Annotated in this window: 14 protein-coding genes; 10 read left to right on the top strand and 4 right to left on the bottom strand. The window is 69.9% G+C overall.

Annotated elements, in window-relative coordinates:
- Position 1: 1 nt before the first annotated feature.
- Positions 2 to 1,159 (bottom strand): SLC13 family permease, encoded by a 1,158-nt coding sequence (locus tag FBY40_RS10010; protein WP_235014763.1) that lies wholly within the window; start codon positions 1,157 to 1,159, stop codon positions 2 to 4.
- A 271-nt stretch (positions 1,160 to 1,430) separates the two neighbouring features.
- On the opposite strand from FBY40_RS10010, the gene thrS reads away from it, so the two are divergent.
- The 3 genes from thrS to FBY40_RS10025 all read left to right on the top strand — a co-directional run bounded on the left by thrS (position 1,431) and on the right by FBY40_RS10025 (position 4,559).
- Positions 1,431 to 3,359 (top strand): threonine--tRNA ligase, encoded by a 1,929-nt coding sequence (gene thrS, locus FBY40_RS10015; RefSeq protein ID WP_235015083.1) that lies wholly within the window; start codon positions 1,431 to 1,433, stop codon positions 3,357 to 3,359.
- Positions 3,352 to 3,906: an HIT family protein gene (locus tag FBY40_RS10020; protein ID WP_235014765.1), complete on the top strand. Its 555-nt coding sequence runs from the start codon at positions 3,352 to 3,354 to the stop codon at positions 3,904 to 3,906. Before thrS ends, FBY40_RS10020 begins: the two co-directional genes overlap by 8 nt.
- A 65-nt stretch (positions 3,907 to 3,971) precedes the next feature.
- A complete protein-coding gene (locus tag FBY40_RS10025) occupies positions 3,972 to 4,559 on the top strand; it encodes a hypothetical protein (RefSeq protein WP_141938410.1) in 588 nt (195 codons plus the stop codon).
- 31 nt (positions 4,560 to 4,590) lie between these two features.
- On the opposite strand, the gene pdxY is transcribed toward FBY40_RS10025, so the two are convergent.
- Both pdxY and FBY40_RS10035 read right to left on the bottom strand, forming a co-directional pair.
- On the bottom strand, positions 4,591 to 5,442 hold the full coding sequence (gene pdxY / locus FBY40_RS10030; RefSeq protein ID WP_141938412.1) for a pyridoxal kinase PdxY: 852 nt from the start codon (positions 5,440 to 5,442) through the stop codon (positions 4,591 to 4,593).
- A gap of 7 nt (positions 5,443 to 5,449) precedes the next feature.
- The gene (locus FBY40_RS10035) at positions 5,450 to 6,790 is read right to left on the bottom strand and encodes an aminotransferase class I/II-fold pyridoxal phosphate-dependent enzyme (RefSeq protein ID WP_141938414.1); all 1,341 of its coding nucleotides are present in this window, start codon (positions 6,788 to 6,790) and stop codon (positions 5,450 to 5,452) included.
- 78 nt (positions 6,791 to 6,868) lie between these two features.
- On the opposite strand from FBY40_RS10035, the gene pdxS reads away from it, so the two are divergent.
- Together pdxS and pdxT are read left to right on the top strand one after the other, a co-directional pair.
- Entirely contained in the window at positions 6,869 to 7,759 is an 891-nt protein-coding gene (gene pdxS / locus FBY40_RS10040; RefSeq protein ID WP_141938416.1) for a pyridoxal 5'-phosphate synthase lyase subunit PdxS, read from the top strand.
- The gene (gene pdxT / locus FBY40_RS10045; protein ID WP_141938418.1) at positions 7,749 to 8,345 is read left to right on the top strand and encodes a pyridoxal 5'-phosphate synthase glutaminase subunit PdxT; all 597 of its coding nucleotides are present in this window, start codon (positions 7,749 to 7,751) and stop codon (positions 8,343 to 8,345) included. Before pdxS ends, pdxT begins: the two co-directional genes overlap by 11 nt.
- A gap of 96 nt (positions 8,346 to 8,441) precedes the next feature.
- Here the strand turns inward: pdxT and FBY40_RS10050 are convergent, their stop codons facing one another.
- Positions 8,442 to 9,821 carry a pyridoxal phosphate-dependent decarboxylase family protein gene (locus FBY40_RS10050; RefSeq protein WP_141938420.1) on the bottom strand — a complete coding sequence of 460 codons (1,380 nt, stop codon included), beginning with the start codon at positions 9,819 to 9,821 and terminating at the stop codon, positions 8,442 to 8,444.
- A gap of 127 nt (positions 9,822 to 9,948) precedes the next feature.
- On the opposite strand from FBY40_RS10050, the gene FBY40_RS10055 reads away from it, so the two are divergent.
- The 5 genes from FBY40_RS10055 to FBY40_RS10075 all read left to right on the top strand — a co-directional run bounded on the left by FBY40_RS10055 (position 9,949) and on the right by FBY40_RS10075 (position 13,582).
- Entirely contained in the window at positions 9,949 to 10,707 is a 759-nt protein-coding gene (locus FBY40_RS10055; RefSeq protein ID WP_141938422.1) for a YebC/PmpR family DNA-binding transcriptional regulator, read from the top strand.
- Positions 10,708 to 10,759: 52 nt separating this feature from the next.
- Positions 10,760 to 11,338 (top strand): crossover junction endodeoxyribonuclease RuvC, encoded by a 579-nt coding sequence (gene ruvC / locus FBY40_RS10060; RefSeq protein WP_141938424.1) that lies wholly within the window; start codon positions 10,760 to 10,762, stop codon positions 11,336 to 11,338.
- A gap of 56 nt (positions 11,339 to 11,394) precedes the next feature.
- The gene (gene ruvA / locus FBY40_RS10065) at positions 11,395 to 12,015 is read left to right on the top strand and encodes a Holliday junction branch migration protein RuvA (RefSeq protein ID WP_141938426.1); all 621 of its coding nucleotides are present in this window, start codon (positions 11,395 to 11,397) and stop codon (positions 12,013 to 12,015) included.
- Entirely contained in the window at positions 12,008 to 13,036 is a 1,029-nt protein-coding gene (gene ruvB, locus FBY40_RS10070) for a Holliday junction branch migration DNA helicase RuvB (protein WP_141938428.1), read from the top strand. Before ruvA ends, ruvB begins: the two co-directional genes overlap by 8 nt.
- 84 nt (positions 13,037 to 13,120) lie before the next feature.
- Entirely contained in the window at positions 13,121 to 13,582 is a 462-nt protein-coding gene (locus tag FBY40_RS10075; protein WP_141938430.1) for a preprotein translocase subunit YajC, read from the top strand.
- Positions 13,583 to 13,615: the final 33 nt, after the last annotated feature.

Below are 13,615 nucleotides of genomic sequence, written 5' to 3' on the forward strand. Positions count from 1 at the left end.
GCTAGACGGTCGTCGCGGCGAGCGCCAGCACCGCGCCGGCGACGATGAGCGGCGCTCCCACCAGGCCGAGGATGGCATAGCGCGCCCAGGACAGGGTGACACCGGCCGCGACGACGCGGGAGTGCCACAGCAGCGTCGCCAGCGATGCCCACGGGGTGACGAGGGGCCCGGCGTTGACCCCGATGAGCAGCGCCGCGAGGCGCACCGGGTCGTCGGCGGCGGACTCGAGCAGGAGGTAGGCGGGAAGGTTGTTCGCGATGTTGGCCGCTGCCGCCCCAACCCCCGCGATGCTCGCGAGAGAGGCCGCCGAGTCACCCGGACCGATGAGCGCCTTCAACGGCTCGAGGGCTCCCAGGGCCTCGAGTGCGGCGACGGCGACGAAAAGTCCGCAGATGAAGACCAGCAGCGACCACGGAACGAGCGAGAGCCGCAGACGGCGAGGCGAGCGCCACGCGAAAAGCGCCGTCAGGGCGAGAGCGGCGAGGCTCGCCGGGATCCAGGGCGGGACGCCGCTGACGAGGAACGGCAGCAGCACGATCACGATGGTCGCCGAGACCCTCAGCTGCACGCGGTCCGACACGACCGGAGGTGCCGAGGAATCGTGCCGACCCCGAAGCCGGCGGCGGAAGACCACGAACAGCAACAGCACCGACAGAACGACCGACACCACGGCGGCCGGCCACAGCAGTGCCACGAAACCGGCGACATCGCCGCCGGAGATGCGGTCGACGGCGAGCAGGTTCGTGAGGTTCGAGATCGGGAGCACCAGGGAGGCGGTGTTGGCGATCCACACCGTCGCGAGCGCGAACGGGATCGGGTCCAGTCGATGGGCACGCGCAACGGCGAGCACGACCGGAGTCAGAAGCACGGCGGTGGTGTCGAGGGAGAGGAAGACGGTGACCCCGACGGCGAGGGCGACGACCAGCAGCCACAGCAGCAGAGTCCTGCCGCGGGCGAGCCGGGCCAGGGCCGAAGCGGCGACATCGAAGACGCCGGCGGTCGCAGCGAGTTCGGCGACGACCGTGATCGCCACGACGAACAGCAGGATGCTCCAGACCCGGTCGCCGACGGCGAGAAGATCGGATGCCGGAAGGACACCGGTTGCCAGGGCCACCGCACCGGCAGCGAGGAGCCCGAGCCCCAGCATCCAGGTCTTCACTGCACCATCATGGTGCCCGGGTCCGCGTGCCCCGACCTGACTAGACTGTCGGCATGGATTCCCGGCCCAGCATCGCGGCTCTCGCCGCCCTGGTCGGCACGCGAACGCTCGACGCCTGAGCGGGCGGGGCGCCGGTGCGCCCGAAGCTGAGAACGTGACCGACCACCCGTGACCGAGACCCAGGAGTACCCCTGTGACTGACGCTTCCTCGTCGGACGAATCCGCCCGCGCCGACGGCTTCGCGCTCTTCCCCGATAAGTCCGTCATCGCCATGCGTGTGAACGGAGAACCGCGAGACCTCGCGACGACCGTCGGCGACGGCGACGACATCGAACCCATCACCATCGACAGCCCCGAGGGTCTGTCGATCCTCCGCCACTCCACCGCACACGTGCTCGCCCAGGCCGTGCAGCGCATCTCGCCGCAGGCGAACCTCGGAATCGGGCCGCCGATCACCGACGGGTTCTACTACGACTTCGGCGTGGATCAGCCGTTCACCCCCGAGGATCTCAAGGCCATCGAGAAGGAGATGCAGCGCATCATCCGCGAGGGTCAGCGGTTCGTCCGGCGAGTCGTCACCGACGAAGAGGCGCGCGCCGAGCTCGCGTCCGAGCCGTTCAAGCTCGAGCTCATCCGGCTCAAGGGCGGGGCAGACAAGACCGAGGGTGCCTCCGTCGAGGTGGGAGCCGGCGAGCTGACCATCTACGACAACGTCGACCGCGACGGTGAGACGGTGTGGAAGGACCTCTGCCGTGGTCCGCACGTGCCGAACACCCGGACGATCGGCAACGGCTGGTCGCTGCAGCGTGTCGCCGGCGCGTACTGGCGGGGGAGCGAGAAGAACCCTCAGCTCCAGCGGATCTACGGCACCGCGTGGGCATCCAAGGACGACCTCCGCGCGTATCAGCACCGTCTCGAGGAAGCAGCCAAGCGCGATCACCGCAAGCTCGGCCGCGACCTGGATCTGTTCTCGTTCCCCGAGGAGATCGGTTCGGGACTGTCGGTGTGGCATCCGCGCGGCGGCATCGTGCGCGGCGAGATGGAGCAGCACGCCCGCCGGCGACACATCGAGGGCGGCTACACCTACGTCTACACCCCGCACATCTCCAAGCAGGATCTCTTCCTGCAGTCCAACCACCTGGTGACCTACCGGGAGGGGATGTTCCCCCCGATCACCCTGGACGAGGAGCGGGACGGCGACGGGGTCGTCACCAAGGCGGGGCAGGACTACTACCTCAAGCCCATGAACTGCCCGATGCACATCCTGATCTTCAAGGAGCGTGCGCGCAGCTACCGCGACCTGCCGATGCGCCTGGCGGAGAACGGAACGGTGTACCGCAACGAGCTCTCTGGGGCGCTCCACGGCTTGACCCGGGTGCGCGGGTTCACCCAGGACGACTCCCACCTCTTCGTCACCCCTGAGCAGCTGGAGGGGGAGGCGACCCGCGTGCTGGAGTTCGTGATCTCGATGCTGCGTGATTTCGGTCTCGACGACTTCGAGCTCGAGCTGTCGATGCGCGACGACGAGAAGGAGAAGTGGATCGGCTCCGACGAGTTCTGGGAGTACTCGACCGACGCGCTCCGCAATGTCGCCGTCGCCAGCGGCCTGAAGCTCACCGAGGTTCCCGGAGAAGCGGCGTTCTACGGTCCGAAGATCGACCTGAAGACCCGCGACGCGATCGGCCGCACCTGGCAGCTGTCGACGGTCCAGGTCGATCCGAACCTGCCTGAGCGCTTCGAACTGGAGTACACCGACCGTGACGGTCAGAAGAAGCGCCCGATCATGATCCACCGGGCGCTGTTCGGGTCGATCGAGCGCTTCTTCGCGATCCTGCTCGAGCACTACGCCGGGGCGTTCCCCGTCTGGCTGTCGCCTGTGCAGGTGGTGGGAGTGCCCGTCGCGGAGGAGTATGCCGACTACCTCGACCAGATCGTCGCGCGGCTGCGGTCCGACGGCGTCCGCGCCGAGGTCGACCACAGCGACGACCGGATGCAGAAGAAGATCCGCACCCACACCACGCAGAAGGTGCCGCTCATTCTCATCGCCGGCGAGCAGGACCGGTCGGCGGGAACGGTGTCGTTCCGATTCCGCGACGGCAGTCAGGAGAACGGCATCGCCGTGGATGATGCGGTCCGGCGCATCCGCGCGGCGATCGACGGCCATCTGCTCGTCAACACCGCCGAGGATTTCCGTGTCTGACTCCGTCCGCGGCGGCGACGACCTCGTCGCCGCCGCGGCCCTCGCCGGCGTCCCCGATGAGTTCCAGCGGCTGTGGACGCCGCATCGGATGGCGTACATCCAGGCAGGTCCCGAGCCGCTGCGGGAGGAGTGCCCCTTCGACGAGGCGCCGCGGAAGTCAGACGAAGACGGCCTCATCGTCACCCGCGGGAAGACGGCGTACGTCCTGCTGAACCTCTTCCCCTACAACTCGGGGCACCTTCTCGTCTGCCCCTACCGTCACATCGCCACCTACGACGAGGCGACGGCCGAGGAGGTGGCCGAGATCGGAGCGCTCACCCAGACGGCGATGCGGGTCCTCCGGCAGGTCTCGCGGTGCGACGGCTTCAACATCGGGATGAACCAGGGTGCGGTGGCCGGTGCGGGTGTGGCCGCGCACCTCCACCAGCACATCGTGCCGCGGTGGGCCACCGACGCGAACTTCTTCCCGATCATCGCCAAGACGAAGGCCCTTCCGCAGCTGCTCGGCGATGTGCGCGTCGCCATCGCCGACGCCTGGCCCGCCTGATACCGCGTGCCGAGGGTGTGGACAACCCCAGGCCTCGCAGCGTGGCGCCCGCTACGGTGGCGGGCATGCCTTCACGCTCGACCGCCGCAGCCGCCTCCCTCGTGATCGTCGCCCTGAGCCTGGCCGGCTGCTCCTTCTCCCTCCCGGTGGTCGAGTCCGACGCATCGTCGAGCCCCACGGTGGCCACCCCGGCTCCCTCGCAGACCGAGAGCGACGACACGGCCGGTGAGGATCCCATGGCCGACGCGCTCGCCGAGCGCGACCAGTTCCTGGCCGATCAGCAGCTTCCCCTCGACGGCTCACCGCTGGTGGCGGTCACGCCCGCCCAGCAGGAGTTCATCGCCCAGCAGCGGGCCTTCATCGAATCTCAGGGCGGCACGTGGGATGCCCAGACCGAGAGCATCTCCCTCGCGCTCGCCGCCGACGCGTGTGAGACGGCGATCCTGAACTACCACGAGGTCGACGCGCCCCTGCTGCAGGCGCACGTCGCGTCATCCCCGGTCTTCGCGCAGCTGATCCCCGCCGACTTCCCCGCCGACCAGCGTGCTGCCGCCGAGCGCAACGTCGCGAGCGTCATGGTCTTCGGAGCCGGATTCCTCTGCCCCGAGGACGGGCCGCAGTGGGAGGCGGCCTTCACCGAGGTCTACGGCTGAGCCCGCTCCGCGGGCGCTCGGCCGCGAGCGCTCAGCGCACCTGCGCGACGGGGAACTGCATCCGCGGGTGGGCGTAGTGATCCTGAGCCTCGATGAGCTGCAGCTCGCGCTCGCCGGACTCCAGCGTCAGGGCGAGCAGGTCGAACACGCTCGACACCGTGCGCGCGAGAGCCTCGGCCGCATTCCGGGTCCGCAGGTAGTGGGCCGTGAACAGCGCAGCGGTGACGTCACCCGATCCGTTGGCCTTCATCGGCAGCTGCGGGGTCTTGACGATCCACGCTCCGGCATCGTCGACCGCCAGCATCTCCAGGGTCCCCTCTTCGCGCTCGGGACGCTCGACGCTCGTCACCAGCACGGTGCGGGGGCCCATCGCGCGCGCCGCATCGACGGATTCCAGAGTGGATTCGAGGGAGAGCGGCTCGGTGCCGGTGAGGAAGCCGAGCTCGAACTGGTTCGGGGTGATGATGTCGGCGACGGGGACCACGCGCTCGCGCAGCAGGACGGGAATGGCGGGAGCCACGAAGCATCCGGATCTGGCGTTGCCCATGACCGGGTCGCAGGCGTAGAGCGCGTCGGGATTCGCGGCCTTCACGCGGCGGACGGCGTCGACGATGACATCGCCGATCCCTTCGCTGCCCTGGTAGCCCGAGAGGACGGCGTCGATCTGTCCGAACACCCCTCGCTCCTCGACGCCCGTGAGCACCTCGGCGACGTCGGCCGGCGGGATGAGCGGACCGCGCCAGGCGCCGTACCCCGTGTGGTTGGAAAAGTTCACGGTGTACACAGGCAGCACCTCGACGCCGATCCGCTGCAGCGGGAAGACCGCCGCGGAGTTGCCGACGTGGCCGTGCGCGACGGCCGACTGGATCGAGAGGATCTTCACGGGAGCATCATCCTTCGGTGAGGGCCGCGGCACGCGCGGCGGCGGAGAGGTCGCGGGCCAGTGCCCGGGCGTCGGCGTCGTCGAGGTCGTGAACCGTGAGACGCAGATGGGTGCTGGGCTCATCGGAGCGGAGGGAGAATTCGTCTCCCGTGCGCGCGAGCCAGCCGCGGCGCATCAGCTGCTCCGACACCGCCCGTGCGGGTGCGCCGGTGTCGACCCAGAGGTTCAGTCCGTCGCGCGCGGTGGCGCCGAGACCGGCGTCGCGCAGGAGTCCGGCGACGCGGGCGTTGCGGGCGGCGTAATGCGCGGCCGCACGATCGATCGTCTCGCGCGCACCCGGGTCGGTCAGCTGCGCGAGCGCCAGGCGCTGGAGCAGATGGCTCACCCAGGTCGTTCCCGGGCTCAGCCGCGTGGCGAGGCGCTCCGCGGTGTCGGGGTCGGTCGCTGCCAGAGCGAGACACATGTCGGGTCCGAGGAACTTCGACACCGATCGCACCAGCGCCCACCGGCGGTGTCCGGAAGGGATCAGAGACAGGTAGGGGCGGCGCGACAGCAGGGAGTAGTGGTCGTCCTCGACGATGAGGACGTACGGATGCTGCGCCAGCACGTCTCGCAGAGCATCGGCGCGTTCGGCGGTCATGCCCGCCCCGGTCGGGTTCTGCGCACGGGGTGTGCAGACGATCGCACGGGCTCCGGCGTCGAGTGCCGCGGAAAGGCCGGCCACCGTCATCCCCTCGCCGTCGACGGGGACGGCGATCGGCCGGTATCCGCCGACCCGCACCGTGTGCAGGGCGGAGAGGAAGCACGGGTCCTCCAGGGCGACCGCGTCGTCGCGGGTGAGGGCCTGCGCGAGGAGTCGTTCGAGCGCGTCCACCGCGCCGTTGGTGACGGTGACGCGCATCTCGTCGGCGAGCACGTCGGGCTCGAACCACGCCCCGGCCCACGCGGCCAGCTCGGCGTCGACGACCGGTTCGCCGTAGAGCACCGGCCGGGAGGCGATCCGACCGAGGGCGGGGGCGAGGTCGGGGATGAGGGTCGGGTCGGGGTTGCCGGTGCCGACGTCGCGGAGGACCGTGTCGGGGGCGAAGCCCTCCTGCGGGACCGGCGCGCGGTCGGCCACGCGTGTGCCGCCGCGGCCACGGGAGACGACGAGCGCCGCCTGCGAGAGCTGTCGATAGGCCGCCACCACGGTGTTGCGATTCACGCCGAGGGCGGCGGCGAGATCGCGGACCGAGGGAAGGATGTCGCCGGGGGAGAGGATGCCCTCTTCGATCGACGAACGGATGCTGCGGGCGATCTCCACCGCGGTGGTGCCGCGGATCGCCTGCTGTACGTCGATCGCCGTCATCGCGACCAGCCTACGCCGTAGGTCATGATATTTTCTGGCCTAGGTCAAAATTCGAACCTCGTCTTGAAAGGACCGATGATGAGCACACCGACGACCGGATCCGACCGGGTCAAGCGCGGCCTCGCCGAGATGCTGAAGGGTGGCGTCATCATGGACGTCGTCACTGCCGAGCAGGCGCGCATCGCCGAGGATGCCGGCGCCGTGGCCGTCATGGCCCTCGAGCGTGTGCCCGCCGACATCCGCGCGCAGGGTGGCGTGTCGCGCATGAGCGACCCCGACATGATCGACGGCATCATCGACGCCGTGTCGATCCCCGTCATGGCCAAGGCGCGCATCGGGCACTTCGTGGAGGCCCAGGTGCTGCAAGAGCTCGGCGTCGACTACATCGACGAGTCCGAAGTGCTCTCGCCCGCCGACTACGTCAACCACATCGACAAGTGGAAGTTCACCGTGCCGTTCGTGTGCGGCGCGACGAATCTCGGCGAGGCGCTGCGGCGCATCACCGAGGGTGCCGCGATGATCCGCTCCAAGGGGGAGGCGGGCACGGGAGACGTCTCCGAGGCGATGAAGCACATCCGCAAGATCCGCGGCGAGATCGCGGCGCTGACCTCGCTTCCGAAGGACGAGCTGTACGTCAAGGCCAAGGAGCTGCAGGCTCCGTACGAGCTGGTCGCCGAGATCGCCGAGACCGGCAGCCTCCCGGTCGTGCTCTTCGTCGCGGGCGGCGTCGCGACGCCGGCCGACGCCGCGATGATGATGCAGCTCGGGGCCGACGGAGTGTTCGTCGGCTCGGGGATCTTCAAGTCGGGCAACCCCGCCGAGCGCGCCGCGGCCATCGTCAAGGCGACCACGTTCTTCGACGACCCGAAGGTCATCGCCGAGGTCTCACGCGGACTCGGGGAGGCCATGGTCGGCATCAACGTCTCCGACCTGCCGGCTCCTCACCGCCTCGCCGAACGTGGCTGGTAGGCCACGCGTCGGCATCCTCTCCCTCCAGGGGGACGTGCGCGAGCACGCGCGTGTGCTGTCGGAACTCGGTGCCGAGGTCGACCTCGTCCGTCGACCCGACGAGCTGTCCGCCGTCGACGGACTGGTGCTCCCGGGCGGGGAGTCCAGCACGATCGACAAGCTGTCGCGGGCGTTCGGCATGCAGGAGCCGATCCGCCGTGCGATCGCAGACGGGATGCCGGTCTTCGGCACGTGCGCGGGGCTCATCCTCCTCGCCGACCGCCTGGAGGACGGGATCGCGGGGCAGGAGACCTTCGGGGGACTGGACGTGACGGTCAAGCGGAACGCCTTCGGTGGGCAGGTGGAGTCCTTCGAGACGGAGGTGACGGTCGACGGCTTCGCCGGCCCCCCGGTGCACGCCGCCTTCATCCGCGCGCCCCTCGTGACCGCGGTCGGTCCGGCCGCTCGTGTTCTCGCGTCGCTCGCCGGCGGGGAGGTCGTCGCGGTGGAGCAGGGGCCGCTCCTCGGGATCGCGTTTCATCCCGAGGTCTCGGGGGAGACCAGGTTCCACCGTCGTTTCCTCGACCACGTCGCCGCGCGGGCCTGACGGCCCGCCCACCCCACCCTGTCCACCTCGCCCTCCGCGAGAATCCATCGACGCGCCGTTGCACCGTCGCGGCGTGACGCGGGATGACGGGGTGGGTCAGACGGCAGCGGGGGAGGTCAGGCGGGTGATCGCGGCGAGGGTCAGGTCGATGTCCTGGTCGGTGGTCACCCACGACGACATCGAGCAGCGCAGCACCGCCCGTCCGCGCCAGTGCGCTCCCGTGAGGGCGGCCGTTCCCTCCTGGAGGACGGCGCGCCCGAGCGCCTGGGTCGCGTCGTCGTCATCCAGTCGGAACATCACCTGGGTGAAGTCCGGCGCGCAGACCACCGTCACCCCCGGGATGGCGCGCAGACCGCGTTCCAGCCTGCGCGCGTTCGCGTGCAGTCGATCGACGAGTGCTTCGACGCCGTCTCGGCCGAGCGACGCCAGGGCTGCCCACACCGGGACGCCGCGGGCACGGCGCGACAGCTCCGGCGTGACATCCCACGGATCGAACCCGGTGTACATCAGGTAGTCGCCGCCCGCCCGGAACATCGCGATCGAGTCGGCGGGATCGCGGACGATCGCCATGCCGCAGTCGTACGGGACGTTCAGCGTCTTGTGGGCATCGGTCGTCCAGGAGTCGGCGGCGTCCACTCCCCAGGTGAGAGCGTGAAGCCGCGGTGACGCCGCAGCCCAGAGGCCGAACGCGCCGTCGACGTGAACCCACGCCGCATGCGTCTTCGCGATCGGGATGAGCTCGGCGAACGGGTCGAACGCTCCGGTGTGGACTTCGCCCGCCTGCAGGCAGACGATCGCCGCCGCATCCGCAGGAGCCTCGTCGAGCGCCGCCGCGAGCGCGTCCGGTCGCATCCTGCCGTCGTCGTCCGAATCGACGACGACGGTGTCGGCCTCGCCCAGCCCGAGGAATCGCGCCGCGCGATCGATCGAACCGTGGCGGTCGCGACCGACCACGAGCCGAATCGGCGGCGATCCGTGCAGCCCTTCACGGGTGAAGTCCCAGCCGCGTCGCCGCAGGAGCGCGTGCCGCGCGACGGAGAGGCAGACGAAATTGGACACCTGCGCGCCGGTGACGAACCCCACCGACGCACCGCGCGGAAGATCGAGGATCTCCAGGAGCCAGTCACCCGCGACGCGTTCCAGCGCGACAGTGGCGGTGGTCATGGCGCTCGAGCCGGAGTTCTGGTCCCAGGTCGAGACCAGCCAGTCGGCGGCGAGGGCGGCCGGCAGCGTGCCCCCGATGACGAAACCGAAGAAGCGGCCGCCCGGGATCGCGACGAGGCCCGGATCGGCACGGGCGGCGAGGTCCCGGATGAGGTCGGGGGCGGGCCGGCCGGTGCGGGGGAGAGGGCCACCGAAGGCTGCGGTCATCTCCTCGACGCTCGCCCGGGGCCAGACGGGGCGGTCGGGCAGGGACGCCAGGAACTCCCGCGCCGCCTCGTGGGCGGCGTCCAGCGCCGCGTCGCGCTCATCCATGGCGACAGTGTCCCGCCGCTCTCACGAGAGTGCAACGGAGTGCCGAGGATGCGGGTGCAACCCGCTCCGTCGGCGCGCAGATGCTCTCTCGCGGGGGTGGGAAGCAGGCGCGGCTAGAATCGTCATCATGTCCGGCCACTCCAAGTGGGCGACCACCAAGCACAAGAAGGCCGTCATCGACGCCCGCCGTGCGAAGTCGTTCGCCAAACTCATCAAGAACATCGAGGTCGCCGCCAAGATCGGCGGGGCCGACCTCTCCGGCAACCCCACGCTGTACGACGCGGTGCAGAAGGCCAAGAAGACCTCTGTCCCGAACGACAACATCGACCGCGCCATCAAGCGCGGCGCGGGGATCGGCGGCGAAGCGGTCGAGTACACCTCGATCATGTACGAGGGCTACGGCCCCAACGGCGTGGCGCTCATGATCGAGTGTCTGACCGACAACCGCAACCGTGCCGCCGCCGAGGTGCGCACCGCACTCTCGCGCAACGGCGGCAACCTCGCCGACCCCGGTAGCGTCGCCTACAACTTCACCCGCAAGGGCGTGATCGTCGTTCCCGGTGAGGGGACCAGCGAGGACGACGTCATGCTGGCCGTCCTCGACGCCGGCGCCGAAGAGGTCGAGCCGCACGGCCAGGGCTTCGCCGTCATCACCGAGGCCAGCGAACTGGTGTCGGTGCGCACGGCCCTCCAGGACGCGGGGATCGACTACGACTCCGCCGATGTCGAGTTCGTCCCCAACCTCAAGGTGGAGGTCGACGCCGACACCGCTCGGAAGGTCTTCCGGCTGATCGATGCGCTCGAGGACAGCGACGACGTGCAGAACGTCTTCAGCAACCTCGACCTGACCCCCGAGGTCCAGGCCGAGCTCGAAGCGGAGGACTGAGCCCGGGGCGCGCCTCACCCCCGACTCCCGTCTTCGCGCCTAGCGTGGCGGGGTGGCCTCTTCACGCGTTCCCTCTGTGCGGGTCCTGGGCGTCGATCCCGGTCTGACCCGCTGCGGGATCGGCGTCGTCGACGTCGCGGCCGACCGCAGCGCGCGTCTCGTGCACGTGGGCGTCATCCGCACCGAGGCGGGTGCGCCGATCGAGCACCGTCTCGCAGCGCTCGCGGCCGGATTGCGCGACATCGTCAGGGTGCACGATCCCGCGGTCATCGCCGTCGAGCGCGTCTTCGCCCAGCACAATCGCCAGACCGTGATGGGAACCGCGCAGGCGAGCGGCATCGCGCTGCTCGTGGCGGGGGAGGCGGGCCTTCCGGCGGCCACGCACACCCCGACCGAGGTCAAAGCCGCCGTCACCGGCTACGGCGCGGCCGACAAACGCCAGGTGCAGACCATGGTGGCGCGCGTGCTGCGTCTGGACCGTCTGCCCGAGCCCGCCGACGCCGCGGACGCCCTCGCGATCGCGCTGTGCCACGCCTGGCGCCGCGGCCCCGCCGCGGGGGCATCCGCCTCCGAGGCGCTCACGCCCGCGCAGCAACGGTGGGCCGACGCTGAGCGACTCGCGCGTCGCTAGCCCGCCGCACGCGTGTCGCTAGAACATATGTCCGAACCGTCCCCTAAGCTGAGGGCATGATCTCCTCCCTCCACGGCACCGTGCTGCACGTCGAGGCCGACAGCGTCATCGTCGAGGTGGGCGGAGTCGGGTTCTCCGTCGCGGTGACCCCGCAGGTTTCACGCAGCGCTCCGGTGGGAGAACGCCTCATGCTTCACACCGCACTGATCGTCCGCGAGGACGCGCTCTCGCTGTTCGGGTTCCCCACACGCGAAGAGCTGGCGGTGTTCTCGGTTCTCCTCGGGGTGACTGGCGTCGGTCCGAAGTCGGCGCTCGGGGTGTTGGCCACCCTCACGGTGCCGCAGATCGCCGATGCCGTCGCCGCCGACGATGACGCCCCGTTCCGCCGCGTGTCCGGGATCGGGCCGAAGACGGCGAAGCTCATCGTCGTGCAGCTGGCAGGCAAGCTCGCCCCCGCTCGTCCCGGAGGTGCGGCGGCCGCGGTCGCGCCCGCGCCCGATCTGAGCGCCCAGGTCGTTCAGGCGCTCGTGGGTCTCGGCTGGTCCGAGCGTACAGCGGCGGAGGCGGTGGCCACCGTCTCGGAGACCGCGACCGACGCCGACCGCTCCTCGGTCGGCGCGCTGCTGCGCCGCACCCTCGCCGAGCTCGGGCCGGCGCGGGAGTCGCTCCGTGGGTGAGGCTCTGGATCCGACCGAACCCGCGGACGAGTCCGAACTCGCCATCGAGGGAGCTCTTCGCCCGACCTCGCTCGCCGATTTCGTCGGGCAGCAGAAGGTGCGCGGTCAGCTCCAGCTGCTTCTGCAGGCTGCGCGCATCCAGCAACGCCCGGCCGACCACATCCTGCTCTCCGGCCCTCCCGGGCTCGGCAAGACGACGCTGGCGATGATCGTCGCGCACGAGAGCGAGCGGATGCTGCGGATGTCCAGTGGCCCCGCCATCCAGCATGCCGGCGACCTGGCCGCACTGCTGTCGAGCCTCGTCCCGGGCGAGGTGCTGTTCATCGACGAGATCCATCGCATGGCCCGCTCCGCCGAGGAGATGCTCTATCTGGCGATGGAGGATTTCCGCATCGACATCATGGTCGGGAAGGGCGCCGGAGCCACCAGCATCCCGCTCGATCTCGCACCGTTCACGCTCGTCGGCGCGACCACGCGTTCGGGGATGCTCCCCAACCCCCTTCGCGACCGATTCGGCTTCACCGCGCACCTGGAGTACTACGAGCCGGAGGAGCTGGAGCAGGTCATCCGGCGTTCGGCGGAGAAGCTCGGTGTGGAGATCCCGGCGTCGTCGCGATCCGAGATCGCGCGCCGCTCGCGCGGAACCCCGCGGATCGCGAATCGACTGCTGCGTCGGGTGCGCGACTACCTCATCGTCCACCGAGGCGGAGGCGCCGCCGATGCTGAGGTGGTGAACGCGGCCCTGGAGCTGTACGACGTCGATCGGATCGGGCTGGACCGTCTCGACCGCGCCGTGCTCGATGCCCTCATCCGTCGATTCCACGGCGGACCGGTGGGTCTCGGAACGCTCGCCGTCGCCGTCGGCGAGGAGCCCGACACCATCGAATCCGTCGTCGAGCCCTACCTCGTCCGCATCGGATTCATGGGCAGAACACCCCGCGGCCGGGTCGCGACCCCCGACGCGTATGCGCACCTGGGAGCCCCGCACCGCGATGGGGCCCTCAGATTCGATGACCTATAATCGCTCAAGGCTTCTCGCCGCCCTTCCTCCCTGCACGGCAGCGCCGCCCCAGGCGCGCCGAAACCGAAAGGTGCCTCTCACCTCATGGACTTCGCGACCTTCTTCGCCAACTACGGCCTGATCCTTCTGTTGGCCGCTCTGTTGGTCTTCATGTTCTGGAGCTCGCGCCGTCGCCTGCAGAAGCAGAAGGCCGAGCAGGAGGAGCGCGCCCGCCAGACCGTTCCGGGTGCCGAGGTTCTCCTCCAGGGTGGCCTCTACGGCACGATCGTCTCCTACGACCCCGACAACCTCGACCAGCCCGCGGTCGTGGAGATCGCCCCCGGGGTGAGCATCAAGGTGCACAGCCAGGCGATCCTCCGCGTGGTGAATCCCACCGACGTGCTGTCGGAGGAGGATTTCATCGAGGCCGAGGTGAGCAAGGAGGAGTACCTCGAGGGCGTGGCCACGGGCGACATCACCTCGATCAGCGACGACCGACGCGCCGCCTCACCCGCCGCGCCCATCGACGACTCCGACACGGACAAGCGCACCAAGCCCGACGCCTGACCCGTCGTTCGACGGCTCGAAGAAAGCTGACCC

This window comes from Microbacterium sp. SLBN-154 (assembly GCF_006715565.1).
Taxonomy (GTDB): Bacteria; Actinomycetota; Actinomycetes; order Actinomycetales; family Microbacteriaceae; genus Microbacterium.

Bases quoted from the DNA above. Each gene is read 5' to 3' on its own strand.
- thrS (WP_235015083.1), top strand. From the start codon at position 1,431: ATGCGTGTGAACGGAGAACCGCGAGACCTCGCGACGACCGTCGGCGAC.
- FBY40_RS10025 (WP_141938410.1), top strand. From the start codon at position 3,972: ATGCCTTCACGCTCGACCGCCGCAGCCGCCTCCCTCGTGATCGTCGCC.
- FBY40_RS10035 (WP_141938414.1), bottom strand. From the start codon at position 6,790: ATGACGGCGATCGACGTACAGCAGGCGATCCGCGGCACCACCGCGGTG.
- pdxS (WP_141938416.1), top strand. From the start codon at position 6,869: ATGAGCACACCGACGACCGGATCCGACCGGGTCAAGCGCGGCCTCGCC.
- FBY40_RS10050 (WP_141938420.1), bottom strand. From the start codon at position 9,821: ATGGATGAGCGCGACGCGGCGCTGGACGCCGCCCACGAGGCGGCGCGG.
- FBY40_RS10055 (WP_141938422.1), top strand. From the start codon at position 9,949: ATGTCCGGCCACTCCAAGTGGGCGACCACCAAGCACAAGAAGGCCGTC.
- ruvA (WP_141938426.1), top strand. From the start codon at position 11,395: ATGATCTCCTCCCTCCACGGCACCGTGCTGCACGTCGAGGCCGACAGC.
- FBY40_RS10075 (WP_141938430.1), top strand. From the start codon at position 13,121: ATGGACTTCGCGACCTTCTTCGCCAACTACGGCCTGATCCTTCTGTTG.